The 21,097-nt window shown below is 60.9% G+C and carries 21 protein-coding genes, 2 tRNA genes and 1 pseudogene; 2 read left to right on the forward strand and 22 right to left on the reverse strand.

Annotated features, from left to right (window positions below; translation table 11 throughout):
* Window positions 1-28: 28 nt before the first annotated feature.
* The 4 genes from Q0Z71_RS02855 to Q0Z71_RS02870 form a co-directional block, all read right to left on the reverse strand.
* Window positions 29-104: transfer RNA gene (locus tag Q0Z71_RS02855), tRNA-Met, on the reverse strand.
* 108 nt (window positions 105-212) lie between these two features.
* Window positions 213-299: transfer RNA gene (locus Q0Z71_RS02860), tRNA-Leu, on the reverse strand.
* Between the two features lie 284 nt (window positions 300-583).
* On the reverse strand, window positions 584-1,651 hold the full coding sequence (gene mnmA, locus Q0Z71_RS02865; protein WP_298017944.1) for a tRNA 2-thiouridine(34) synthase MnmA: 1,068 nt from the start codon (window positions 1,649-1,651) through the stop codon (window positions 584-586).
* Between the two features lie 104 nt (window positions 1,652-1,755).
* Window positions 1,756-2,565 carry a sensor histidine kinase KdpD gene (locus Q0Z71_RS02870; protein ID WP_298017946.1) on the reverse strand — a complete coding sequence of 270 codons (810 nt, stop codon included), beginning with the start codon at window positions 2,563-2,565 and terminating at the stop codon, window positions 1,756-1,758.
* Between the two features lie 324 nt (window positions 2,566-2,889).
* Here Q0Z71_RS02870 and gap point away from each other — a divergent pair, with 324 nt between their 5' ends.
* On the forward strand, window positions 2,890-3,918 hold the full coding sequence (gap, locus tag Q0Z71_RS02875) for a type I glyceraldehyde-3-phosphate dehydrogenase (RefSeq protein ID WP_298017949.1): 1,029 nt from the start codon (window positions 2,890-2,892) through the stop codon (window positions 3,916-3,918).
* Window positions 3,919-4,152: 234 nt separating this feature from the next.
* Here the strand turns inward: gap and Q0Z71_RS02880 are convergent, their stop codons facing one another.
* Window positions 4,153-4,764, reverse strand: coding sequence for a PIN domain-containing protein (locus tag Q0Z71_RS02880; RefSeq protein ID WP_298017952.1), 612 nt, complete (start codon window positions 4,762-4,764; stop codon window positions 4,153-4,155).
* 257 nt (window positions 4,765-5,021) lie between these two features.
* Between Q0Z71_RS02880 and Q0Z71_RS02885 the strand changes: the two genes are divergently transcribed.
* On the forward strand, window positions 5,022-5,501 hold the full coding sequence (locus Q0Z71_RS02885) for an MGMT family protein (RefSeq protein WP_298017955.1): 480 nt from the start codon (window positions 5,022-5,024) through the stop codon (window positions 5,499-5,501).
* Window positions 5,502-5,620: 119 nt separating this feature from the next.
* Here Q0Z71_RS02885 and raiA read toward each other — a convergent pair whose 3' ends face one another.
* From raiA to recJ, 17 genes and pseudogenes are all read right to left on the reverse strand, one after another.
* A complete protein-coding gene (gene raiA, locus Q0Z71_RS02890) occupies window positions 5,621-6,169 on the reverse strand; it encodes a ribosome hibernation-promoting factor, HPF/YfiA family (protein ID WP_298017958.1) in 549 nt (182 codons plus the stop codon).
* Window positions 6,170-6,470: 301 nt separating this feature from the next.
* The gene (locus tag Q0Z71_RS02895; protein ID WP_298017961.1) at window positions 6,471-6,965 is read right to left on the reverse strand and encodes a S1 RNA-binding domain-containing protein; all 495 of its coding nucleotides are present in this window, start codon (window positions 6,963-6,965) and stop codon (window positions 6,471-6,473) included.
* 120 nt (window positions 6,966-7,085) lie between these two features.
* Complete coding sequence (locus tag Q0Z71_RS02900; RefSeq protein WP_298017965.1) at window positions 7,086-7,397, reverse strand: septum formation initiator family protein; 312 nt, start codon at window positions 7,395-7,397, stop codon at window positions 7,086-7,088.
* A 211-nt stretch (window positions 7,398-7,608) separates the two neighbouring features.
* A pseudogene (gene yabQ, locus Q0Z71_RS17060) lies at window positions 7,609-7,860 on the reverse strand (spore cortex biosynthesis protein YabQ); the annotation flags it as partial.
* Between the two features lie 2 nt (window positions 7,861-7,862).
* Window positions 7,863-8,144 (reverse strand): YabP/YqfC family sporulation protein, encoded by a 282-nt coding sequence (locus Q0Z71_RS02905; protein WP_298017968.1) that lies wholly within the window; start codon window positions 8,142-8,144, stop codon window positions 7,863-7,865.
* A 147-nt stretch (window positions 8,145-8,291) separates the two neighbouring features.
* A complete protein-coding gene (locus Q0Z71_RS02910; protein ID WP_298017971.1) occupies window positions 8,292-8,537 on the reverse strand; it encodes an RNA-binding S4 domain-containing protein in 246 nt (81 codons plus the stop codon).
* Window positions 8,538-8,602: 65 nt separating this feature from the next.
* A complete protein-coding gene (locus Q0Z71_RS02915; protein ID WP_298017975.1) occupies window positions 8,603-8,878 on the reverse strand; it encodes an HU family DNA-binding protein in 276 nt (91 codons plus the stop codon).
* Window positions 8,879-8,943: 65 nt separating this feature from the next.
* Window positions 8,944-9,744, reverse strand: a complete 801-nt coding sequence (mazG, locus tag Q0Z71_RS02920; protein WP_298017978.1) for a nucleoside triphosphate pyrophosphohydrolase — start codon at window positions 9,742-9,744, stop codon at window positions 8,944-8,946.
* Window positions 9,745-9,834: 90 nt separating this feature from the next.
* Window positions 9,835-11,442, reverse strand: coding sequence for a polysaccharide biosynthesis protein (locus tag Q0Z71_RS02925; protein ID WP_298017981.1), 1,608 nt, complete (start codon window positions 11,440-11,442; stop codon window positions 9,835-9,837).
* A 71-nt stretch (window positions 11,443-11,513) separates the two neighbouring features.
* Window positions 11,514-12,341, reverse strand: a complete 828-nt coding sequence (locus Q0Z71_RS02930) for a purine-nucleoside phosphorylase (protein ID WP_298017984.1) — start codon at window positions 12,339-12,341, stop codon at window positions 11,514-11,516.
* A complete protein-coding gene (locus Q0Z71_RS02935) occupies window positions 12,341-12,733 on the reverse strand; it encodes a hypothetical protein (protein ID WP_298017987.1) in 393 nt (130 codons plus the stop codon). Before Q0Z71_RS02935 ends, Q0Z71_RS02930 begins: the two co-directional genes overlap by 1 nt.
* A 13-nt stretch (window positions 12,734-12,746) precedes the next feature.
* On the reverse strand, window positions 12,747-13,682 hold the full coding sequence (locus tag Q0Z71_RS02940) for a uridine kinase (protein WP_298017990.1): 936 nt from the start codon (window positions 13,680-13,682) through the stop codon (window positions 12,747-12,749).
* Window positions 13,683-13,807: 125 nt separating this feature from the next.
* Entirely contained in the window at window positions 13,808-15,289 is a 1,482-nt protein-coding gene (gene hemZ, locus Q0Z71_RS02945; protein ID WP_298017993.1) for a coproporphyrinogen dehydrogenase HemZ, read from the reverse strand.
* 45 nt (window positions 15,290-15,334) lie between these two features.
* Window positions 15,335-15,952: an MBL fold metallo-hydrolase gene (locus Q0Z71_RS02950; RefSeq protein ID WP_298017997.1), complete on the reverse strand. Its 618-nt coding sequence runs from the start codon at window positions 15,950-15,952 to the stop codon at window positions 15,335-15,337.
* 186 nt (window positions 15,953-16,138) lie between these two features.
* Window positions 16,139-16,588, reverse strand: a complete 450-nt coding sequence (gene dtd / locus Q0Z71_RS02955) for a D-aminoacyl-tRNA deacylase (protein ID WP_298018000.1) — start codon at window positions 16,586-16,588, stop codon at window positions 16,139-16,141.
* Window positions 16,589-16,767: 179 nt separating this feature from the next.
* The gene (locus Q0Z71_RS02960; protein WP_298018002.1) at window positions 16,768-18,978 is read right to left on the reverse strand and encodes a bifunctional (p)ppGpp synthetase/guanosine-3',5'-bis(diphosphate) 3'-pyrophosphohydrolase; all 2,211 of its coding nucleotides are present in this window, start codon (window positions 18,976-18,978) and stop codon (window positions 16,768-16,770) included.
* Window positions 18,975-21,071 (reverse strand): single-stranded-DNA-specific exonuclease RecJ, encoded by a 2,097-nt coding sequence (gene recJ / locus Q0Z71_RS02965; RefSeq protein WP_298018004.1) that lies wholly within the window; start codon window positions 21,069-21,071, stop codon window positions 18,975-18,977. The genes Q0Z71_RS02960 and recJ overlap by 4 nt, the downstream gene beginning before the upstream one ends.
* Window positions 21,072-21,097 lie beyond the last annotated feature (26 nt).

Consider the following 21,097-nt stretch of genomic DNA (forward strand, 5'->3'; position numbering starts at 1 on the left):
CGTGCGTATCTATTTTGGTCGCACACCATGGTTGCGGGGGGAGGACTTGAACCTCCGACCTCCGGGTTATGAGCCCGACGAGCTACCAACTGCTCTACCCCGCGATGTTAAATTTTCCGCGGTTTCCGGTACTGCCCCGGAAATGATGGTAACTACTCGGGTTATGAGCCCGACGAGCTACCAACTGCTCTACTCCGCGATATCTTATTTTGTGGTGCCGGTGACCGGACTCGAACCGGTACAGTATTGCTACCGGGAGATTTTAAGTCTCCTGTGTCTACCTATTCCACCACACCGGCAGCTTGTCGGCAATAATTAGAATACCACAACCACCCCATTCTGTCAAGGCTGCAAGGGAAAAATATCAAAAAATCCTTCGACAGATTCTGCGTTGCATCGTTCTGTGCAATTTTGCAGGCCCTTGCGCATATACTGACAGGAGCACGAAATGCAAAGGAGGAACTGAATATGGAAGTCCAGGCAAATCGCATGGGAGATGTAGACGATTTGATTTTTCAAGATTGTTGGCTCACCAGCGACCGATAAGGGTGCAGGACGCCGCGGATGCGGCGTCCTTTTGCGTTCAGCCGCAGATAGTGCCGCCGCCCACCACCTTCTCGCCGTCATACAGCACCACGGCCTGTCCGGCGGTGATGGCCCGCTGGGGCTCGTCGAAGACGACGCGGATACGCCCATCCGGGAGGGGCTCCACCACGGCAGCCGCCTCCCGCTGGCTGTAGCGGGTCTTGGCGGTGACGGCCATGGGAGCGGTCAGCTCCGGGATGGAGATCCAGTTAACGCGCTCTGCGGTCAATTCCCGGGCATATAGATCACGGTCCGGCCCCAAAACGACTGTGTCGGCATCCAGATTCTTTTTCAGCACGTACAGCGGCATGTCGGCGCTGACACCCAGCCCCTTTCGCTGGCCGGTGGTGTAACAGACCAGTCCCTTATGACGGCCCAGAACGCGGCCGGACTGGTCCACAAAATCGCCGGGGGTCAATTCCACACCGCCATAGCGGCACAAGAATGAAACATAGTCTCCATCAGGGATGAAGCAGATATCCTGGCTGTCGGCTCTTTCGGCGTTGGACAGGCCCGCCTGCGCCGCTAAAGCCCGCAGAGCAGGCTTTTCATAGGTCCCTACCGGAAGCAGCAGGTGGGACAGCTGATGCTGTGTCAACTGGTAGAGCACATAGCTCTGGTCCTTGCGGCGGTCCTGCCCCCGCAGCAGCAGCCAGCGGCCGGAGGCCTCATCCAGGGACACCCGGGCATAGTGGCCGGTGGCGATGGCGTCCGCGCCATGGGACAGGGCCCAATCCAGCAGGGCGCCGAATTTGACCTCCCGGTTGCAGTCGATGCAGGGGTTCGGCGTGCGCCCATGGACGTATTCGGAGACGAATTTATCCATCACAGCGCATTGAAACAGCTCGCTCAAGTCCAGCACGGTATGGGGAATGCCCAAAGAGGCTGCCACAGACTGGGCGGCTTCGATGTCTTCCGCCGAGCCACAGAGTCCCGGGCGGTCTTTATAAGAATGGAGCCGCAGCGTGACGCCGGAGACCTCATAGCCGGCCTTTTGCAGCAGCAGCGCCGCACCGGCGCTGTCCACGCCGCCGCTCATGGCGACGAATACGCGCTTATAAGACATGGAAACACTCCTTTTTTAAAACCATACTGGTATTGTATCGGATCAGGCGGGAAAAGCAAACAAAAATTTGGCCGCGAGGGACAAGATCCTCGCGGCCAAACAGATCAATCCTGGCTGCGGAGCAGAAACGCTTGGGGGGGCAGGGCGTCCGCCAGGGCCAGCAGCGTGCGGTTAAAGCCTCCGGAGTAATCGAAGGGCACATCAGACACACCGCCGCCCACCTGCCGGTCCGGCAGGGAGAGGATAAACCGGCTGCCTTTGCCGGGATGGGATTCCGCCATCAAGGCGCCTCCCTGCCGCTCCGCGATCCGGCGGCACAGGGGCAGCCCCAGCCCCAGTCCATGGGGCGGCGGATCGATCGCTCCACTCTGGAGATAGCGGTCGAACAGAGTGGCGAGACGTTCCTCCGGAATGCCGCAGCCCGTATCCGCCACGGAGAGAAGCACATGCTTCTGCCGTACCCGCAGCTCCACGGTAACAGTCCCGCCAGAGGGGGTGAATTTGAACGCATTGGACAGCAGATGATAGAGAAGCTGCTCCAGTGCGTCCGGCGCGATGGCGCAGATATGGCGGTCCATGGCGCAGACGAACCGCAGTTCCAGTCCCAGGAGCGGCGCCAGAGCGGCGGCGCGGTCACACAGGCCGCTGACCAGATCGACAATGTCCCGGTCCTGAAGAGGCAGCGGTGTGTCGCTGGTGAGGTAGGCCGCGGAGGACAGGCTGTTTACCAGCCGCAGAAGCTGATAATAGCTCTGGTCCAACAGGGCGGCCTGCGCATCCAGCTTGGGGTCCTCTTCCCGGGCGCCGGCGGGAGCCAGCTGCGCGGCGGCCAGATGCAGATTGCTGAGAGTGCCCCGCAGCTGCGCGGCGATATTGGGAAACAGGGATGCCAGTTGATTTTGATCCGGCTCCATGAAAAGCTCCTTTCGGGTATTTGACGCGCTGGATGTAGCATTTGCGGCAGGCCTGCCGGTCAAACGAGGAAAACCCTGCCTGCCGTACCAATAGAATAGCAAAACTACGCTGGAAAAACAAGGATTTTGTCGAATTGTGTCGAATCCCATCGGAAGGAACAGGAGCAAACGGCAGTAGACTGTACAATTTTCCTAAGAAAATATTTTCAAACAATACGCAATTTTGCGTAAAACCCATTTAACTTAACAGAGGTAAGTGGTATAATGAAAACAAGACTTACCGGTACCGCCGGTAAAATAAAGGGCTGGAAGGGAAACAGAACTATGGCTATCAAAGTGGGTATCAACGGCTTTGGCCGGATCGGCCGCGTGGCACTGCGGATCATGGTGGAGCGGGGCTGCAACAGCTATCAGATCTGCGGCATCAATCTGCGGAATGCGGACTTGGATTATATGGTCTATCAGGTGAAATATGACTCTGTTTTTCGGACGTTCCAGGGCAGCGTGGAGCGGGATGACCAGCATTTGATCCTCAATGGAAAGAAGATCCGGGTATACAGCGAGAGCGACGCCTCCCAGCTCCACTGGGACGACTGCGGCGCGGAATACATCATCGAGTCCACCGGCGCCTACAACACCACGGAAAAGGCATCCATCCACCTGGCGGGCGGCGCGAAAAAGGTGGTGATCTCCGCCCCCTCCAAGGACAACTGCACGCCCACCTTTGTCATGGGCGTCAACCACAAGAAGTACAGCCCGGAGATGGACGTGGTCTCCAACGCCTCCTGCACCACCAACTGCCTGGCCCCCATGACCAAGGTCATCAACGACACCTTCGGCATCCGGCAGGCGCTGATGTCCACCATCCACGCCGCCACCGCCAAGCAGAAGGCTGTGGACGCCCGTGCCGGCCGGGACTGGCGGACAGGCCGCAGCGTGCTGGGCAATATCATCCCCTCCTCCACCGGCGCTGCCAAGGCGGTGGGCGAGGTCATCCCGGAGCTGAAGGGCCGCATGACCGGCATGAGCTTCCGGGTGCCTACCAACGATGTGTCCGTGGTGGACCTGACCGCGCGGCTGATCCAGCCGGCCAGCTACCATGATGTGTGCGTGGCCATGGAAAACGCCGCGCAGAACAGCATGAAGGGCATCATCACCTGCACCCGGGACCAGGTGGTCTCCTCGGACCTGACCGGCTTTTCCCAGACCTGCATCTTTGACGAGACGGCGGGCATCATGCTGGACGACGATTTTGTGAAGCTCATCGCCTGGTACGACAACGAGTGGGGCTATACCAACAAGCTCCTGGACCTGATCGCCCACATGCACGAGGTGGACACGCAGAACGCCTGATATAGTCAACGCAGTTGAAAAGGGGCACAAGCTCCTTTTCAACCGGCGGAACTTTGGCCCACCGGCGCGCAAGGCGCGTGTGCGGTTCCTATTGAAGGCAGGCACAGAGGGCCGTATATGAGGTCTGCAACGCTGCACAGCAGCGCTGCATGGAAAAGAATCTTTTGAATTCTTTTCCACTGTGCCGACTATAAAAACACGTCCCGGAGGCCCCCCCCTCCGGGACGTGTCTGTTTATGCGTTTTCTTTTTCCGGGACGGCCTTTTTCCGGCGGTAGTTCCGCCGGGGACGGGCCGCCTTTTTCTCCGGTTCCGCGGACTCCGGCGCTTCCGGTCCCTGAAAAACGGTTTTCAGGTGGTTGTACAGCGCTTCGCCCTGGGCGGCGCCGTATTCCTTCACCAGGGCGTTGCACAGGTCCTGCCGGGTGGCGGCCTTCAGCACAAAGGGCAGGTGCAGGCAGTCCTCGATGGAGGGGCGCAGGGCCACCTCCTGGAAGGCGTCGGCATACCGGGCCCGCAGGGCGTCGATGGAGGCCGCGTAGCCCTTGTCCTGGCTGATGACATAGGCATAGTCCGCCGCCCGCTTCCCCACCAGCACGCCCAGCTCTGTGATGATCTGGAAGTCGATGGAGTTCTTGCCGCCCCGGACGCTCTCGATATACTGGACCTCGGCGCGGGTCCCGGCGCAGAGCTTTTGGATCTTGGCCAGCGCCAAGCCGCTCTTTTGGTAAAAGACCAGGACGGCGTCCTGCTCGGAGAGCATATCGATGCCCTTCAGGCCGGTGCCGATATTGTTGTCGCCGTCCACTAAAAATATCATTTTCATAGAGTTTACAGATTCCTTCACGCGATTTACCTCCCTCTAAGGAGGTTTTATACAGTATAACAAATGCCAGATGAAAAGGCAAGTCCGCGCCGGTGCAGGCTCCTTTTTGACAGTTGCTGCCGGTAAAAATCCCAGCGGCTTCACAAAGCATCCTTGCCGCAGACAATTTGATTTGATAAAATGAACGCAATCAAGTGGAAGCTGCCGATACTTTTTTCAAACTGTCTCATTGCATAGAATTGCTGAACGGATTATCTTTAAAGCAGGAGGTGGCTGATATGGCTGATGAAGATAAGAAGGATTTTAATGCTATGCTGCATGATAGTAAGGATATGCCAAAGATCCAGACAATTACAGACCCAAAAAGTATTGAGAAATATGGCGGAAGCAGAATGTATTTTGCGCCGCCGATCGACTATGACAAAGTGATGCGGAAAATACCTTGTGGCAAAATAATCACAGTTGGTAAAATCAGAGAATACTTTGCAAAATTAAGCGGTGCGGATTTTACAGAACCCATTACAGCCGGAATTTTTGTTTCCATTGCCGCGTGGGCGAGTTATCAGCGCTCCGAAGAAAAAACGCCTTATTGGAGAACGCTCAAGGCAAATGGAGAACTCAATGAAAAATATCCTGGTGGTATCGAGGCGCAGAAAGAGATGCTGGAGAGAGAAGGACATGTAATCATTCCAAGAGGGCGAAAAAATATCAGATATTTTTTAAAAGATTATGAGAGTTGCCTTTTTGATTTGAATTAGCGTATTTATCGGGTAGTTTCATTTTGGGACTGCCCATGCTCCCCGCCCAACGGAGGGGTGGACCAGTCAAGAAAACCCGGGAGGCCGATCCTCGGCCTCCCGGGTTATTTAGGAATGCGTCACTCTTCCTCGCCGGTAACGATCAGGCCGTAGCCGCCGTTTTTCCGCTGGTAGACGATGCAGAGGCTGTCATCCTCGCTGCTGCGGAACACGAAGAAATCGTGGTCCAGCAGATTCATCTGCAAAATGGCCTCCTCCGGGCTCATGGGCTTCACGGAGAAGCGCTTGGTGCGGACGATGTTGAACTCCTTCTCCTCTGCGACCTCAAAATCATTGGCAGGGGCGGGCGGCGGAAAGCCCTCGCTCCGCAGGCGTTTGGACAGGCGGGTCTTGTTCTTCAGGATCTGGCGCTCGATATATCCCACCGCGGCGTCAATGGCGCCGCGCATATCACCATCCGGCGCTTCCGTCTGGGCACGGAACAGTGTGCCGCCGCCGCGGATCGTGATCTCCACCGTGCACAGGTGGTCTTTTTCCACGGAAAAAGTCACAAACGCGGTGGTGTCCTCCTCCCGGAAGTAGCGCTCCAGCTTGGAGATCTTTTTCTCAGCGTACTCCTTGATCGAATCGTTCAGAGAGACTTTCTTGCAGGCGTAGGTGTACTTCATCGAGATCGCTCCTTTCGTGTGGAAGAGAGGCGGGGTCCTCTCTTTTGTACAGTATAACACATCTGTCGGCTCTTGCATAGAGGAAATATGGGAAGTTTTACAAATTGTTCAAGGGTGCGGTCTTTCGACAAAAGCAGTGTAAAAGCGGCAAAAGCTCCTATTTACAAGGAATAGGGGCGGTGCTATTATGATGAAGGAAGCTTTCCAATATCCCACCCGCTTGGGCCGCACGGCGAAAACCGCCGGGCGGCTCTTTTTTATCCCTATGGAAAAACGGGACCGCTGTGCGGTCCCGTTGGTCTTATCTTCTTCTGCGGCCGCCCCGCTTGCCGTCGATGCTGCGGTTCAGATCGGCCATTTTGCCCTCGGAGGAGGAGAGGAACTGCTTGAGCTTATCCTCAAAGGACTGGTCGCCGGAGGGCGGCAGGGGCTGCTGTGCGCGGCCAAAGGACCGGGGCGGCTGGGCGGGCCGGGGAGCCGCTGCACCGCCTCCGGCGGCCGGACGGGGTCCGGCGGGGCGGGCGCCCATGGGACGGGGGCCCCGGGGAGCGGGCCGTTCCTGGGGCGGCAGAGCCTTCTTGATGGAAAGATTGATCTTCCCGTTCTCCGCAGACAGGACCAGGACCTTGACAGTCTGTCCCTCCTGCAGAAAATCGTGTACGTCGTTGACAAAGGTGTTGGCGATCTCCGAGATATGTACCAAACCGGACCGCCCGCCCTCCAGGGCGACAAACGCGCCGAATTTGGTGATGGTGGTCACCTTGCCCTCCAGAATGCTCCCAACCTGCGGCTCCATACAGTAACTTGTTTCTCCTTCCATGATTTTCGCTGTTCTTAAATCTTGAGAACAGCCATCAAAAAAGACCGATGCCGGCGCACGCGGAAAGCGGCCGCCATCCTCGTCGCCCGACACCGATCAATTGTTCCTGTTGTAAAACACATATTCGCCCGGAGCGACCCAGCCCAGCTCCTCCCGGGCGATGTCCTGCATTTTCTCCGGTGTGGGGCCCTCGGCGATGTCCGCAGCAAGGGCGTCATTTTCCTGAGTTTTCGCCTCTACCTGCGCGGCCAGGAGCTCTTTTCTTTCCTGGGCGCTTTCCACCTGACCGTGGAGGCTGTGCAGCTGCCAGCCGATGGCCACCAGTAGGGTCAGGATCAGGAGCTTTGTGGGCAGGCTGGCGCGGGTGTGCCGGCGTTTTTGCGCGTGCTTTTTTTGTGTGCTTCCCATGCCTGCCGCCTCCTTTGTGTAAGAGTGATCGATACCCAGTTTTTCTTATTGTATAGCATTTCCGCGCAAAATAAAAGAGATTTTTTCCGCGTCGGGCCATTTTTTCGCAAAAATTTTTGGCCCAAAGCAGCGGAAAAGACAACAAATGTACCAAGTAGGCCAGTGTGTCCGCCCAAAAGGACCACACAGGGCGCAATACCGCGGAAAGCGTGCAGAAGAAAAGCACCGCGCCGCCCACGGCGCCCAGCAGCACAAAGCCCCGCAGCTGGCCCTCGGCCCGGCGCAGGAGGAACAGGAACATCGTGCTTCCAACGGCCAGACAGTACAGGGTGTCCAGCGGCCCGGTGAGCCGAGGGAGCCGCAGCCGGAAGGGGCGCAGCAGGTCATACAGCAGTCCGGCGGACAGCCCCAGCAGGATGGACTGGACAAACACCAGCAGCTGTTGGGAGATGTAATTCCTCATCGCTATCCGAACAGGCGGCTGAAAAATCCGCCCCGGCTGGTCCCCTGGTCCTCATAGGACACGGAGTCGATGCGGCCGTCCACATGGAGCTCGCCGCCGTCCAGAGAGAGCTTTCCGATGTGAAGGTCCTCTCCGGTGATGACCAGCGTTCCGGCGGAGGTGGACATGACGATGCCCGTCTCGTCAAAGCGCTCCACATCCTCCACGCCGGAGACCGTCAGATGCTCCCGCCCCATCAGCTCCAGGCGGTGGGCGGCCTGTGGGATCGTATTATAATCGTTCATTACTCGTCCCTCCCTGTCCCATGATATGGGCGGACGGGAGGGAATATGCCTGCCAATATTCCCGGACCGCCGGAAAGGCAGCGCCCGGATGCTTCCCCCGAAAAGGCGGCTATTGAAAGAACGCCCGCCTTGCTCAGGGAGATGGGATCACCGGCCGATCTCCTTGTACAGCGCGGCGGCGTCAGCCTGCTTCACCGTCTCCTGGACGGACAGGACCTCCACGGTGACGGTGCGGACGCCGAACCGCAGGGAGATCCGGTCTCCCACCTTCACGTCATAGGAGGCCCGGGCGGGCCTGCCGTTGACCGTGACCAATCCGTTGTCGCAGGCCTCGTTGGCCACGGTCCGCCGCTTGATGAGGCGGGAGACCTTCAAATACTTATCCAAACGCATGGGATATCCTCCAAATAAGGACTGCCGGCACCACAGTGCCGGCAGCCTCAAAATCTGTTCGCCTATTACTTCGCGACGGCGTCCTTCAGAGCCTTGCCAGCCTTGAACACGGGCACGACGGAAGCGGGGATCTCGATGGACTCCCGGGTCTTGGGGTTGCGGCCGATGCGGGCGGCGCGCTTCTTCACCTCGAAGGAGCCAAAGCCCACCAGCTGGACCTTCTCACCCTCCTTCAGGGCGGCGGTGATGGTGTCCAGAGTCGCGGAGATAACAGCCTCGGCATCCTTCTTGGAGACCTCGGCGCTGGCAGCGACGGCGTTGATCAGTTCAGCTTTGTTCATGGGTCATATCCTCCTAATTGTATCATTTGTTGGATCCAGATCTATTTTCTTAACGCGGAAAGCGATTAAGACTCTTTTTTGGCCGACTTCCAGAGTGCGGCCAATTCCGCCTCCGTGCAGGCGGAGAGGGGCTTGTCCGCCGCCGTTTCCACACGGCGGAAGCGGGCCTCGAATTTGTCGCAGGCCCGGTGAAGGGCGTCCTCGGGGTCCACGCCGGACGTCTGGGCGATCTTGCTGGCGATGAACAGGACGTCGCCCAGCTCCTCCCGAACGCCATGGGGACTGTCGGCAGGTCTGCCGGACTCCATGGCCTCCCGCAGCTCCCGCACCTCTTCCTCCAGCTTGTCCAGAGCGCCGACAGCGTCATGCCAGTCAAAGCCGGCCTTGGCGGTCTTGCTCTGGATCTTCTCGGACCGCCACAGGGCGGGCAGGGTGTGGGGCACGGATTCGATGGCGTCCGCAGTGGAGCGCTGGCCCTTTTCTTGGCGCTTCAGAGCCTCCCAGTTCACCAGGACCTGCTCGCTGGTATCCGCCTGCACCGTGCCGAACACGTGGGGGTGGCGGTACACCAGCTTCTGCGCCACGCCGTCCACCACGTCGTCCATGGTGAAGCGGCCGCGCTCCGTTTCGATCTGGGCGTGAAAGACCACCTGCATCAAAACGTCTCCCAGCTCTTCGCACATGGCATGGGGGTCGTCGTGGTCCAGCGCGTCCAGGACCTCGTAGGTCTCCTCCAAAAAGTTCCGGCGGATGGAGTCATGGGTCTGCTCCGCATCCCAGGGACAGCCGCCGGGAGCGCGGAGGAGCTTCATGATCTCCAAAAAGTCCTCCCAGCCGTAATGAGGCTTACATTGAAAATCTACCATACATTGCCTGCCTTTGCAAGAAATTTCGTTGGAAAACCCTTGAATCTCAAGGATTTTTACTAGCGGGGGCCAAAAGACGGCCCCGCGCCCCTATTTTAAGTGCAGAAGTCTTACAAGCTTTTCGCCGTGGGGCATGGACCGGACGTCCTCCGCCCGCAGGATGCGCAGGGCGATGACCAGCACAGCGTAGACGATGACACCGGCCAGAATGCCGCACAGGGTGGCGGCGGCATTGGACAGATAGACGGAGCTGCCGGCAAGGGCCCGGCCCGCGAAACCCGCCGCGGCCCAGGCCGCGGCGCCCATGAGGAGGGACGCCAGAACGGGCTTGGCGAACAGCTGGACATAATGGGGCTTTTTGGCGGAGTATTTCCACACAAAAAACAGATTCAGGCCCACGATGACCACGTAGCAGCACAGCGTGGAGATGGGAGCGCCGTGGATGTTGATATCGGGGTTTCCCACCAGCAGGTAGTTCAGGACGACCTTTGTGATGCCGCCGATGATGACAGTGATGATGGGGATGCGCTCCTTGCCGTAGGTCTGCAGAATGGCGTTGGTCAGATTCATCAGGCAGATGAAAATACAGGCGATGCCCAGCCAGCGCATATGAGGTCCGGCGGCCAGCGCGTCGGCCTGCCGGGCGGGATAGAGCATGACCAGGGCGCTGCCGCCCACCACACTGAGCCCCACGCCGGCGGGGATCGCCAGCACAGCGATGATGCGGAAGGCCGAGGAGACGATGCGGTCCGCCTCCACAGCGTCCTTGCGGGTGATGGCCGCCGCCGCGAAGGGGATCAGGCTCATGGTGACGGGAAAGACAAAGGAGGGCGGCAGATTGATGAGATTCATGCCGAATTGGTATTGACCGAACAGCGTGGCCGCGGAGTCGGCCAGCTCCGGGATCGTTTTCAGACGGCCCAATACATTCGAGGTATCGACGAGCGTGATGATGCTCATGGCGGAATTGCTGAGGGTGATGGGGACGCCGATGGCCAGCACCTGCCGCATAATGGACCCGCCGCTGTCCGGCACATCCAGGGCCGTGCTCCGGTCCCGGTGGGTCAGCATGTAGACGATCAGGAACAGCATGGACAGGGTCGTGCCCACGGTGACACCGAAGATGGCACCGGCGGCGCCGATGTCCAGCCCATAGCCCAGCTTCAGGAGATACCAGGCCAGCGGCAGACCGATGCACACCTTGCAAAGGGCCTCCAGCACCTGGGAGATGGCGGTGGGCGCCATGTTGCCCTGGCCCTGGGTATAGCCCCGCATGCAGGCCAGCAGGCACACGCAGAAGACGGCGGGAGCCAGCGCCCGGATCGGCCAGTAGCCCAGCGGCTCATGGATGAGCTCCGCCAGCTGGCCCGCGCCGAAATACATCAGGGCGGAGCCTGCCAGACCCAGGATGAAAAACAGCCAGATAGCGGTGCGGAAGATCTTGCGCTTTTGATTCTCCCGGCCCTGGGTCCTGGCCTGGCTGGTGAGCTTGGAGATGGCCAGGGGCAGACCGGCGGTGGAGATGGTCAGCAGCACATTGTAGATGTTGTAGGCCACGTTGAAATAGGTCTGGCCCCTGCTGCCCACGATATTGCCGAAGGGGATCTTGTAGACAGCGCCAATGATCTTGACGATGGCCACAGCCGCCGCCAAAATGGCGGCACCGCCCAAAAAGGATTGCTTTTTTTGATTCGACATGGAGAGATACCTCGAATTTACACTAAAGATGCGCAAAGGGACCTATCTAATGTATTGCCCGGTCCGGCGCTTTATACCCGCTCCAAACACGCTTTCACCAGCGCGGTGAATTTCGGACCCGCCTCCACACCGGCGGCAATGACCTCCTCGCCGGACAGGGGCTGGTCCAGCACGCCCGCCGCCATGTTGGTGCAGAGGGTGAAGCCCAGCACCCGCATGCCGCAGTGGGCGGCCACGATGGCCTCCGGCACAGTGGACATGCCCACCGCGCTGGCGCCCAGCGTCCGGGCGAGGCAGACCTCGGCGGGGGTCTCATACTGGGGGCCGGGGAAGTACATGTAAACGCCCTCCCGCAGAGGGATGCCCAGTCCGGCGGCGGCCTGACGGGCCGCGTCCTGAAGGGCGGGGGTGTACACATGGCTCATATCCGGGAACCGGGGGCCGAACGCATCGATATTGGGGCCGCACAGGGGGCTGACACCGAAGAGCTTGATGTGGTCGGTGATGAGCATGATGTCCCCGGCGGAGAAGGCGGTGTTCACAGCGCCTGCGGCGTTGGTGACGATCAGCGTCTCCGCCCCCAGCAGCCGCAGCACCCGGACGGGATAGCTGACATCCGCGAAGGACCAGCCCTCATAGGTGTGCAGGCGGCCCTGCATCACCGCCACGTCCTGGCCGGACAGACGTCCAAAGACAAATTGGCCCTTGTGGTCCGGCGCGGTGGAGTGCTTCATGTGGGGCACGTCCGAATAGGGGATCACGATGGGGTCCCGGACCTCATCGCCAAGAGCCCCCAGGCCGGAGCCCAGGATCAGAAGGACGCGGGGCTGGAACCCATTCAGCTTGGCCCGCAGCGCCTCTGCGCTCTCCTGATACTGCTTATAGGTGTAAGCTTCCATTATAATTTTCCTCCGCATTCCCGGCAGAACAGATCGCCCGCCTGAACGGCGGCGCCGCAGGTGGCGCAGACGGAGGCTGCCTGGGCCCGCCCGATTTGCGCGTTTACCTCATTGATCTCCGCTTTCAGACCGTCGATCTCCTGGAGCTTTGCCAGAAGCGTCTCAGAGTCGGTGGGGTCTCCGGTATGGGTGGCGTAGAGCATCTCACCGATCTCCATCATACAGCCGTCCACACTCCCCTCCAGGTTGGCGAGGCGGATGCGCAGCTTGGCCACGGACAGCAGCGCCTCCGCCTTTTTTCCCATGCCATAGGCGGCGCCGGCGGCGGTGCCTCTGACCTGGACAGCGGTGCGCTGAACGGTTTCCAGCAGTTCATACAGCTTTTCGTTCATAACAGATCCTCCTTCAATGATTGTCGTAGGTGCTTCCGCCAATAAATTCTCTCGCCAGAGAATTGGGGGCCACATATTTCTCATCCAGAGGCTCAATTTTCTCAAAGCCCTTCAGCATCTCGCCCACCACGGCGTATCTGCCCGCGGGGATGGCCTCCAGCAGGGGCACCACAAAGGGCTTCAGCACGGCGAACTCGAAGGCCAGAGAGGAGTCGAACATGATGTGGGCGTTTTCCTTATAGGGGGAGATATACAGCTTCTCGCCCCGGCGGACATTGGACCACATCTTCAGCGTGAAGCCGGCGTCGCTGCCCCGGAACTTGAAGTCCCGCACGATGCGGCGGCACAGCCGCAGCCAGGCGTGCTGGAACACGATGGAGCCGTTGTCGTCCACCAGATTGCTCCGGGCGGCGATATAGAGCTTGAAGGCATGGGGGTTCTTGCCCACGATGATGTCGTTCAGGGCGTGGATGCCCTCAAAGATCGCCAGATCGTCGGCCCCCAGCCGCATGGGCTGGGAGAGAATGTCGGAGCGCATCTGCCGGGCAAACTCATATTTGGGCACGTGGATGGTCTCACCCCGGTCCAGCATGGCAAAGTGGCGGTTCAGCAGGTCCACATCCAGACAGAAGGGGGACTCAAAGTCGATGGCACCCTCCCGGTTCCGGGGCGCCGTCTCCGGGTCCACGGTGTTGAAATAGTTGTCCATGGAGACCGTGTGGGTCTCGATGCCCATGCGGTCCAGCTGCTCCTCGATTTTCAGGGCGGTGGTGGTCTTGCCGGAGCCGGAGGGGCCTGAGAGCAGGATGATACGGGACTCCGTGCGGTGGTCGGCAATCTTTTTCGCCGCGTTTTCCACCTTCTTGGCAAAGGCGGCGTCGCATTCCTCGACAAAGGCCTGGGGGTCGCTGCGGATGGCCTCATTGAGCTGCGTCAGAGAATATGGCATATCGGTTGGCTCCTTTCAGTGGAGATCAGAAATTCGGGATGAAGCGTGCAGGCTTATTCAGGCCCCTTTCGGAATCGCCATATCGCGGCCCATCCGATGACAGCGGCGATGGCTGCGGGCAGCCGTCAATCCTTGGACCCCAATTGACCGTAGAACGCGGCGAAAGCCGCCTGATTGGCAAGGCATTTCTCCGGGCGCTCCGTGTACTCCTTGGGATATTTCAGGTTGAACACCCGCTCGATGCGGTTGGTGCCGGGCTCCACCATCTTGGTGGAGCCGCCTGCGCCGAAGGACAGGATGGAGCACAGCTCCGACATGATATAGACATTGTACCAGCACTCCGCGCCGGGGCGGCACCAGCCGATGTTCTCAAAGCTGCCGGACATGTACTTCTGCCGGTACAGGTAATAGGGGCCGTATCCGGCGGCCCGCAGAGCGGGGGCGGCGTAGTCCAGCATCTCCCCCACCGCCTCCGGTCCGGGGATGGAGAGGCCCTCCAGCAGGATACGGCTCCCCTTTTTCAGAGCCAGGGTGTGAACGGTCACATTGTCCGTGCCGAAGGCCAGACAGCGGTCCAGGGACCGGCGGAAGCCCGTGGGGGTGTCCTCCGGCAGGCCCGCGATCAGGTCCATATTCACATGGGGGAACCGGTATTTCGCCACCAGGTCCATGGCGGCTTCGATATCCCGGGCGGTGTGGCGCCGCCCAATGGCCCGCAGGACGTGGTCCTCCATGGTCTGGGGATTCACGGAGACCCGGCTCACGCCGTGGGCTTTCAGCACCGCCAGCTTTTCCGCCGTGATGGTGTCCGGACGGCCCGCCTCCACCGTGACCTCCCCGCAGGAGGCGGTGTCGAAGGCGTCCTCAAAGGCCGTCAGCACCCGGTCCATCTGTTCCGCCGTCAGGGTGGTGGGGGTACCGCCGCCCATGTAGAAAGCCCGGACCCGCAGACCCTGCTCCCGGACCATGGCGCCGCCGGACCGGATCTCTTCGATCAGCGCGTCCACATAGGGCGGCACCAGGGAGAAGCTCCGCTCCACGGACTGGCTGACAAAGGAGCAGTAGGCGCACCGGGTGGGGCAAAACGGGATGCCCACATATACGGCGATGTCCTTCGGCCCCAGGCCGCGGGCGGCTGTCAGGGCTGTGGAACCGGTCTCCAAAGCCAGGGCGGCCCGCTCCGGGGTGACGAAATATTCGGTTTCCAGCATGGCCTGGGCCTGCTCCGGCGTTTTTCCATCCGCCAACGCCCAGGTCACCGGCTTGTCGGGCCGGACGCCGGTGAGCATCCCCCAGGGCGGCGTGACGCCGGCGGCCGCCTGGGCGGCCAGAAAGAAACAGCGGGCGATGGCGTGGCGGCGCTGGCCCTCCCGGTCAAAGTCCGTGCCGGAGAGGGGAGCCTGGGCGGCCTGGACGGTGTTCCGCCCCTGATAGGACAGCTCCACGGTGACGCGGCACTGATTTCCTGTCTCCTCCAGGGAGACGGCGGCCCAGGTGTCGTCCCCGGGCAGGACAGGCTCGTAGACCGGCAGCTCGCCGGGGAACAGGTTCATCAGGCTCTGCTCCACCACGTACCGCTCGTCGTGTCCGTTCAAAACAAGTTTCATATCCGTTCCTTATCCAAAATCGTCATCAGACATGCGAAGGGCCTGTCAAAGCTCCCGTATGGCCTGGAGCAGGTAGGGATTCATCCGCCGTTCCCGGTCCAGGGTGGACGGCTCCATATGGCCGGGGAGGACCTGGAGATCCCCCTCCAACCGGCCCAGCCGTTTCAGGGAGGCCATGATCTTCTTCATGCTGCCGCCGGGGAAATCCGTCCGGCCGCAGGAGCCTGCGAACAACGTGTCCCCGCAGAACAGCACATCCCCGCAGCGGAGGGTGACGGAGCCTTCGGAATGGCCGGGGGTTGCCAGGACCTCCACCGTCAGTCCGCCCACAGCCACCGTGTCCCCCTCGCCGTAATCCTCTGCGCCGGAGACTGGGGGAAACAGCTGCTGCAAATAAGCATCCCCCTCGTACACGTCCCGGCGGTTCAGATAGACAGGGACATCCGGCCAGCGGCCCTGAAGCGCCTCCACACCGCCGGTGTGGTCATAGTGGCCGTGGGTCAACAAAATGGCGCAAAGGGCGCATCCGGTGTTCTTGACGGCAGCGGCCACCTGGGCGGCGTCCCCGCCGGGATCGATGACGGCGCAGACTTTCGCCAGCTCGTCGCAGAGGATATAGCAGTTGGTCCCGATGGGGCCGACCTGTAAGGCTTTGATGTCCATGGGGCACCTCCAAAAGAAGTGAGATAATGGATACAGGACCCACGTCAGGAGCGGCCGGAGCGTTTTTCTCCTGTTCCGCGTCATATTCCCGCAGAGCGTCCTTGACGGCTTTTTTGACCAGGGCGTACAGGGCGATCACCAGCAGGAGACCGGCAAAAACAGGATTACCAGAGTGCTCAACTCCATTTACGCCAAACCTCCCTCTGTATCCAGCAGGATCGTCACCGGGCCGTGGTTCAGGGATTCCACATCCATCTTGGCGCCGAACTCGCCGTGCTCCACGGTGAAGCCCCGCTCCCGGCAGCGGGCCATGAACCGCTCATACAGCGGGATGGCCTGCTCCGGCCTGGCCGCCCTGGCGAAGTTGGGACGGCGGGAGGCGGTGTCGGCGTACAGGGTGAACTGAGAGATGACCAGCAGACTGCCGCCCACCTGTTCCAGATTCAGGTTCATCTTCTTGTTTTCATCCTCAAAAATGCGGAGATTGCAGACTTTGTCCGCCAGCTTGACGGCGGAATCCTCCGTGTCGCCGGGACCGATGCCCAGCAGGACGAGGAAGCCCTCGCCGATCCGGCCGCTGACGCGGCCTTCAATGGTGACGGAGGCGTGCTTGACGCGGGTGACGACTGCGCGCATAGGGTCCCTCCTTATATCAAATCAAACTCGTCCTCCGGCTCCTTCTCTTTGTCTTTCGTCCCCCACAGGGGTGGGGGTTGCTCAAGGGGGAGCCTGCTCCCTCTGAAGGAGGCGGAGGAAATGGAGCGGAATGGATGTCCGGCAAAGCCGGACGAAATGGCGCGCAGTTTCTGACGCCGTCAGCCGGCGGGCCGTGTGACCTTCAGCACGCCGGAGATCTGGTTGAGCTTGTTCATCACGGCCCGCAGCTGCTGGCCGTCCCGAATGCGGATCTCCAGGCGGCAGAGGGCGAAGCCGTCCTCGGTGCTGCGGGTGTTGACGCCCAGCACAAAGGTGTTGGTGGTGGACAGGGCGGCTGAAATGTCCAGCAGCAGGTTGGCCCGGTCCTTGCAGACCACCTCCAGGGAGGTGGGATAGCTGTCATTGGTGTCGGTGCCCCAGGAGACCTTGAGCCAGCGGCCCTCCTGCCCCGGCGCCATCCGCTTTTCCGGAGAGGCGTTGGGGCAGTCCGCCCGGTGGACGGACACGCCGTAGCCCCGGGTGATAAAGCCCACGATCTCATCCCCCGGCACCGGGGTGCAGCACTTGGAGAATTTTACCAGGCAGTTGTCCAGTCCCTCCACGATGATGCCCTGTTCGCTCTTGATCTTTTTCGGCGCGGCGGGGCGGGGCTCCTCCGAAGGTTTGGCCTCCGCGGCCTCCAGAAGCTGTTTTTCCTGCTGGTGCTGCTTGGCGATGCGCTGCAGCTCGCCGTGCATCCGGCTGACGGCCTTTTGCGCGGAGAAGCCGCCGTAGCCAATGGCGGCGTACATGTCGTCCAGGGAGGCGTAAGCCACCTTTTTCAGCAGGCCCGGCAGGTTTTCCTGGGAGATGACTTCCCGCATGGAAATGCCGCAGTGCTTCAGCTCTGCCTCAAAGGCGGCCCGGCCGTTGGCGATATTTTCCTCTTTCCGCTCCTTCTTGAACCACTGGCGGATCTTGCTGCGGGCCTCGCTGCTCTTGGCGATCTTCATCCAGTCCCGGCTGGGGCCTTTGGCGCTCTTGGAGGTCATGATCTCCACAATGTCGCCGTTTTTCAAAATATGGTCCAGCGTCACGATGCGGTTGTTGACCTTGGCGCCCACCATCCGGTTGCCCACGGCGGAGTGGATGGCATAGGCGAAGTCGATGGGCGTGGCGCCGGCGGGCAGGTTCTGCACGTCGCCGTTGGGCGTGAATACGAACACCTCGTCGGCGAACATATCCACCTTCAGGGAGTGGATATAGTCCTCAGCGTCGGCGCCCTCCTGATTTTCCAGCAGGCGCCGGACCCACTCATAGCGGCCCTCGGTCCCCGCGCCCTGGCCGTTCTGCTTGTATTTCCAATGGGCGGCCACGCCGTACTCGGCGATCTCGTGCATCTGCCGGGTGCGGATCTGCACCTCAAAGGGGATGCCGTCGGTGCCCATGACGGTGGTGTGGAGGGACTGGTAGCCGTTGGGCTTGGGCGTGCCGATATAGTCCTTGAACCGGCCCAGGATGGGCTTGTAGATATCGTGGATGACGCCCAGCACGTTGTAGCAGTCCCCCACGTTTTCCACCACCACCCGGAAAGCGAAGAGGTCGAAGATCTCATCCAGGTTTTTGTTCTGGTTGAACATCTTCCGGTAGATGGAGTAGGGGTGCTTCATCCGGCCGTAGACAATGTGCTGGATGCCCAGCTCGTTGAGCCGGTCGTCGATCTGAATCTGGGTGCGCTGCATGAACGCGTCGTATTCCTTCTGCTTCACGCCCAGCTTGGAGACGATCTCCTCATAGCCGATGGGGTCCAGATATTTCAGGGACAGGTCCTCCAGTTCCCACTTAATGCGCTGCATGCCCAGGCGGTGGGAGATGGGGGCGTAGATCTCCATGGTCTCCAGAGACTTCTGCTTCTGCTTGGCAGGAGACTGGTATTCCATGGTCCGCATGTTGTGGAGCCGGTCGGAGATCTTGATGAGGATGACCCGGATGTCCTTGCTCATGGCGATGAGCATCTTCCGCAGGTTCTCCATCTGCTCGTCTTCCTTGGTGGCGTACTGGATCCGGGTCAGCTTGCTGACGCCCTCCACCAGGTCGGCGATGGTGGGAGAGAAGAGCTTCGACACATCCTCATGGGTGGCGGGAGTGTCCTCGATGACGTCGTGGAGCAGGGCCGCCTCAATGGACTCGGAGTCCAGCTTCAATTCCTCCGCCACGATCTGAGCCACGGCCAGGGGGTGGATGATATAGGGCTCGCCGCTCTTTCGCTTCTGCCCCGCATGGGCTTTGTCCGCAAACGCAAAGGCGGCGTGGATCTGGGCGAAATCGGCGGCGGGATTATACCCGCGGACGGTCTTTTCCAGCAGCTCGTATTGTTCCTGAATGGTCATGACAAGTCACCTCGGTTTTGATGGGCGCCGTCCTGCAAACGGACGAGATAGGGGCAGGCGAACAGGTCCACCTTCCCCTGGGTGGGATTCAGGCAGAGCGTCAGGCGCTCGTTCCGCAGGCCCATGGTGATCAGGCCCCGCTCGTGAAAGACCTCCAGCGCCAGGGCGGTGCGGAGGAAGCTCTCGCTGCCGCCGGCCTCCGCGGCCAGCTGCCGCAGATAGGGGAGCTGGTCCGCCTCCGTCTTGCCCGGCCGCAGATGCCGCTCCAGCACCCGCCAGCAGGCGATGAACTGGTCTCGGGAGGCCCGGAGCCGGGCGGTCTCCTGGGGAGAGATCGGCGCGCCGCCGGTCAGCCGCCGGATCAGGTCCAGCGCTTCCGCCTCGTGGCGGCTGGGAGTCAGGGAGGGCCGGATATCGATGAGCTGCAATTGCAGGGTGGTATTGCCCCGAAAGGTATTGGCCTGGAGATAGAAGGCGGCGTCCACCCGCATCCCGGCGGCAATGCCGCAGTCCTCCGCCGTCACGGAGAAGAAGATGGCGTCGAACCGGCAGGTGCCCTTGGAGAGCCGCAGCTTCAGATGCTTCCCCTGTCCCACGGACTGGACGGCATCCACCGTGGCGCCCAGCAAAGCGAAGGCAGGCCGGGGATTCCCGGCGCCGTAGGGCTCCAGCTGGCTCAAGTGCTCCACCTGGTCCAGCGTCACATCGTTGGGACAGGTGATGGGGGCGTCGATCTCCAGGGAGGACACCGGCAGCGCTCCGCCGGAGGCGGAGCGGACATAGCGGTTCATCCGGGCGCGGAAAGCGTCGATGTTCTCCTCCGGGATGGTGAAGCCCGCCGCCAGCTCGTGGCCGCCGAAGCCGTCCAGCAGGTCGGCGCAGGATTCCAGGGCCGCGAACAGGTTAAAGCCGCCATAGGAACGGCAGGAGCCTTTGCCGGTGCCGTCCTTCAAATGGATCATAAAGCTGGGGCAGGAGTATTTCTCACTCAGGCGGGAGGCCACGATGCCCACCACGCCCTGGTGCCAATCCTCGCTGGACAGCACCAGCGCGCTGCGGTCCTCGCTGCGCAGCTTTTCGATCTGGCAGATGGCGTCGGCGCAGATGGCCTGCTCCACCGTCTGGCGCTCCCGGTTCAGGTCGCACAGCTCCTTGGCCAGTTTTTCCGCCAGGGCGGGGTCGCTGGTCTCCAGCAGGTCGGCGGCCAGATCCGCCGCGCCCATGCGGCCCGCGGCATTGATGCGGGGGGAGAGCACAAAGCCGATCTGAATGGAGGTGATGGGCTTGCCCAGCAGGCCCGCCTCTTTCAAAAGGGCGTGAACGCCCACAAAATCCGTGTGGGAAAGGGCCTCCAGGCCGCAGGAGACGATGGTCCGGTTCTCCCCCTCCATCCGCATGACGTCGGCCACTGTGCCAATGGCGGCCAGAGTGCAGTACCGGGCAAAGAGGGCGTCCTCCCGGCTCTCGCCGCCCAGGGCCAGGACCAGCTTCAAGGCGACGCCGCAGCCCGCCAGGTGCTTGAAGGGATACGGGCAGTCCGGCCGGTGGGGGTCCACCACCGCCACGGCATGGGGAAGCTCTTCCTTGCATTCGTGGTGGTCCGTCACCACCACATCCATGCCCAGGGCGTTTGCAAAATCCACTTCCTCGTTGCCGGTGATGCCGCAGTCCACGGTGATCATCAGCGTGGCGCCCTGGTCGTAGAGACCCTGGATGGCGTCCTTGGACAGACCATATCCGTCCTCGATCCGGCGGGGGATATACCGCAGGCATTTTACGCCGCAGCTTTTTAAATAGTCCATCAGCAGCACCGTGGAAGTGATGCCGTCCACGTCGTAGTCGCCGAAGATGGCAATGGTCTCTCCCTCACTGATGGCCCGCTGGATGCGGGCCACGGCCTTGTCCATGTCCCGCATCAGAGTGGGAGAGATGGTGAGCTTCCGCTCCTGCTCCAAGAATTCCGCGGCGGCCTCTGCGGTGGCAATGCCCCGGGCCGCCAGGACTATGGAGAGCAGGTAGGGATATCCGGCGCTGCGCAGAAGGGCGACGTCCTGCTCCCGCGGATCACCGATGTTCCATTTTTCGAATTTCACAGGCCGCCACCTCCTCTAAAGACATG

The organism is uncultured Dysosmobacter sp., from assembly GCF_947631635.1.
Lineage (GTDB): Bacteria > Bacillota > Clostridia > Oscillospirales > Oscillospiraceae > Oscillibacter.

Excerpts from the sequence above, each read along its gene's own strand:
- mnmA (WP_298017944.1), bottom strand. The coding sequence starts at position 1,651 with ATGTCTTATAAGCGCGTATTCGTCGCCATGAGCGGCGGCGTGGACAGC.
- Q0Z71_RS02870 (WP_298017946.1), bottom strand. The coding sequence starts at position 2,565 with ATGGAGCCGGATCAAAATCAACTGGCATCCCTGTTTCCCAATATCGCC.
- gap (WP_298017949.1), top strand. The coding sequence starts at position 2,890 with ATGGCTATCAAAGTGGGTATCAACGGCTTTGGCCGGATCGGCCGCGTG.
- Q0Z71_RS02885 (WP_298017955.1), top strand. The coding sequence starts at position 5,022 with ATGGCTGATGAAGATAAGAAGGATTTTAATGCTATGCTGCATGATAGT.
- raiA (WP_298017958.1), bottom strand. The coding sequence starts at position 6,169 with ATGAAGTACACCTACGCCTGCAAGAAAGTCTCTCTGAACGATTCGATC.
- Q0Z71_RS02895 (WP_298017961.1), bottom strand. The coding sequence starts at position 6,965 with ATGGAGCCGCAGGTTGGGAGCATTCTGGAGGGCAAGGTGACCACCATC.
- Q0Z71_RS02900 (WP_298017965.1), bottom strand. The coding sequence starts at position 7,397 with ATGGGAAGCACACAAAAAAAGCACGCGCAAAAACGCCGGCACACCCGC.
- Q0Z71_RS02905 (WP_298017968.1), bottom strand. The coding sequence starts at position 8,144 with ATGAACGATTATAATACGATCCCACAGGCCGCCCACCGCCTGGAGCTG.
- Q0Z71_RS02910 (WP_298017971.1), bottom strand. The coding sequence starts at position 8,537 with ATGCGTTTGGATAAGTATTTGAAGGTCTCCCGCCTCATCAAGCGGCGG.
- Q0Z71_RS02915 (WP_298017975.1), bottom strand. The coding sequence starts at position 8,878 with ATGAACAAAGCTGAACTGATCAACGCCGTCGCTGCCAGCGCCGAGGTC.
- mazG (WP_298017978.1), bottom strand. The coding sequence starts at position 9,744 with ATGGTAGATTTTCAATGTAAGCCTCATTACGGCTGGGAGGACTTTTTG.
- Q0Z71_RS02925 (WP_298017981.1), bottom strand. The coding sequence starts at position 11,442 with ATGTCGAATCAAAAAAAGCAATCCTTTTTGGGCGGTGCCGCCATTTTG.
- Q0Z71_RS02930 (WP_298017984.1), bottom strand. The coding sequence starts at position 12,341 with ATGGAAGCTTACACCTATAAGCAGTATCAGGAGAGCGCAGAGGCGCTG.
- Q0Z71_RS02935 (WP_298017987.1), bottom strand. The coding sequence starts at position 12,733 with ATGAACGAAAAGCTGTATGAACTGCTGGAAACCGTTCAGCGCACCGCT.
- Q0Z71_RS02940 (WP_298017990.1), bottom strand. The coding sequence starts at position 13,682 with ATGCCATATTCTCTGACGCAGCTCAATGAGGCCATCCGCAGCGACCCC.
- hemZ (WP_298017993.1), bottom strand. The coding sequence starts at position 15,289 with ATGAAACTTGTTTTGAACGGACACGACGAGCGGTACGTGGTGGAGCAG.
- Q0Z71_RS02950 (WP_298017997.1), bottom strand. The coding sequence starts at position 15,952 with ATGGACATCAAAGCCTTACAGGTCGGCCCCATCGGGACCAACTGCTAT.
- dtd (WP_298018000.1), bottom strand. The coding sequence starts at position 16,588 with ATGCGCGCAGTCGTCACCCGCGTCAAGCACGCCTCCGTCACCATTGAA.
- Q0Z71_RS02960 (WP_298018002.1), bottom strand. The coding sequence starts at position 18,978 with ATGACCATTCAGGAACAATACGAGCTGCTGGAAAAGACCGTCCGCGGG.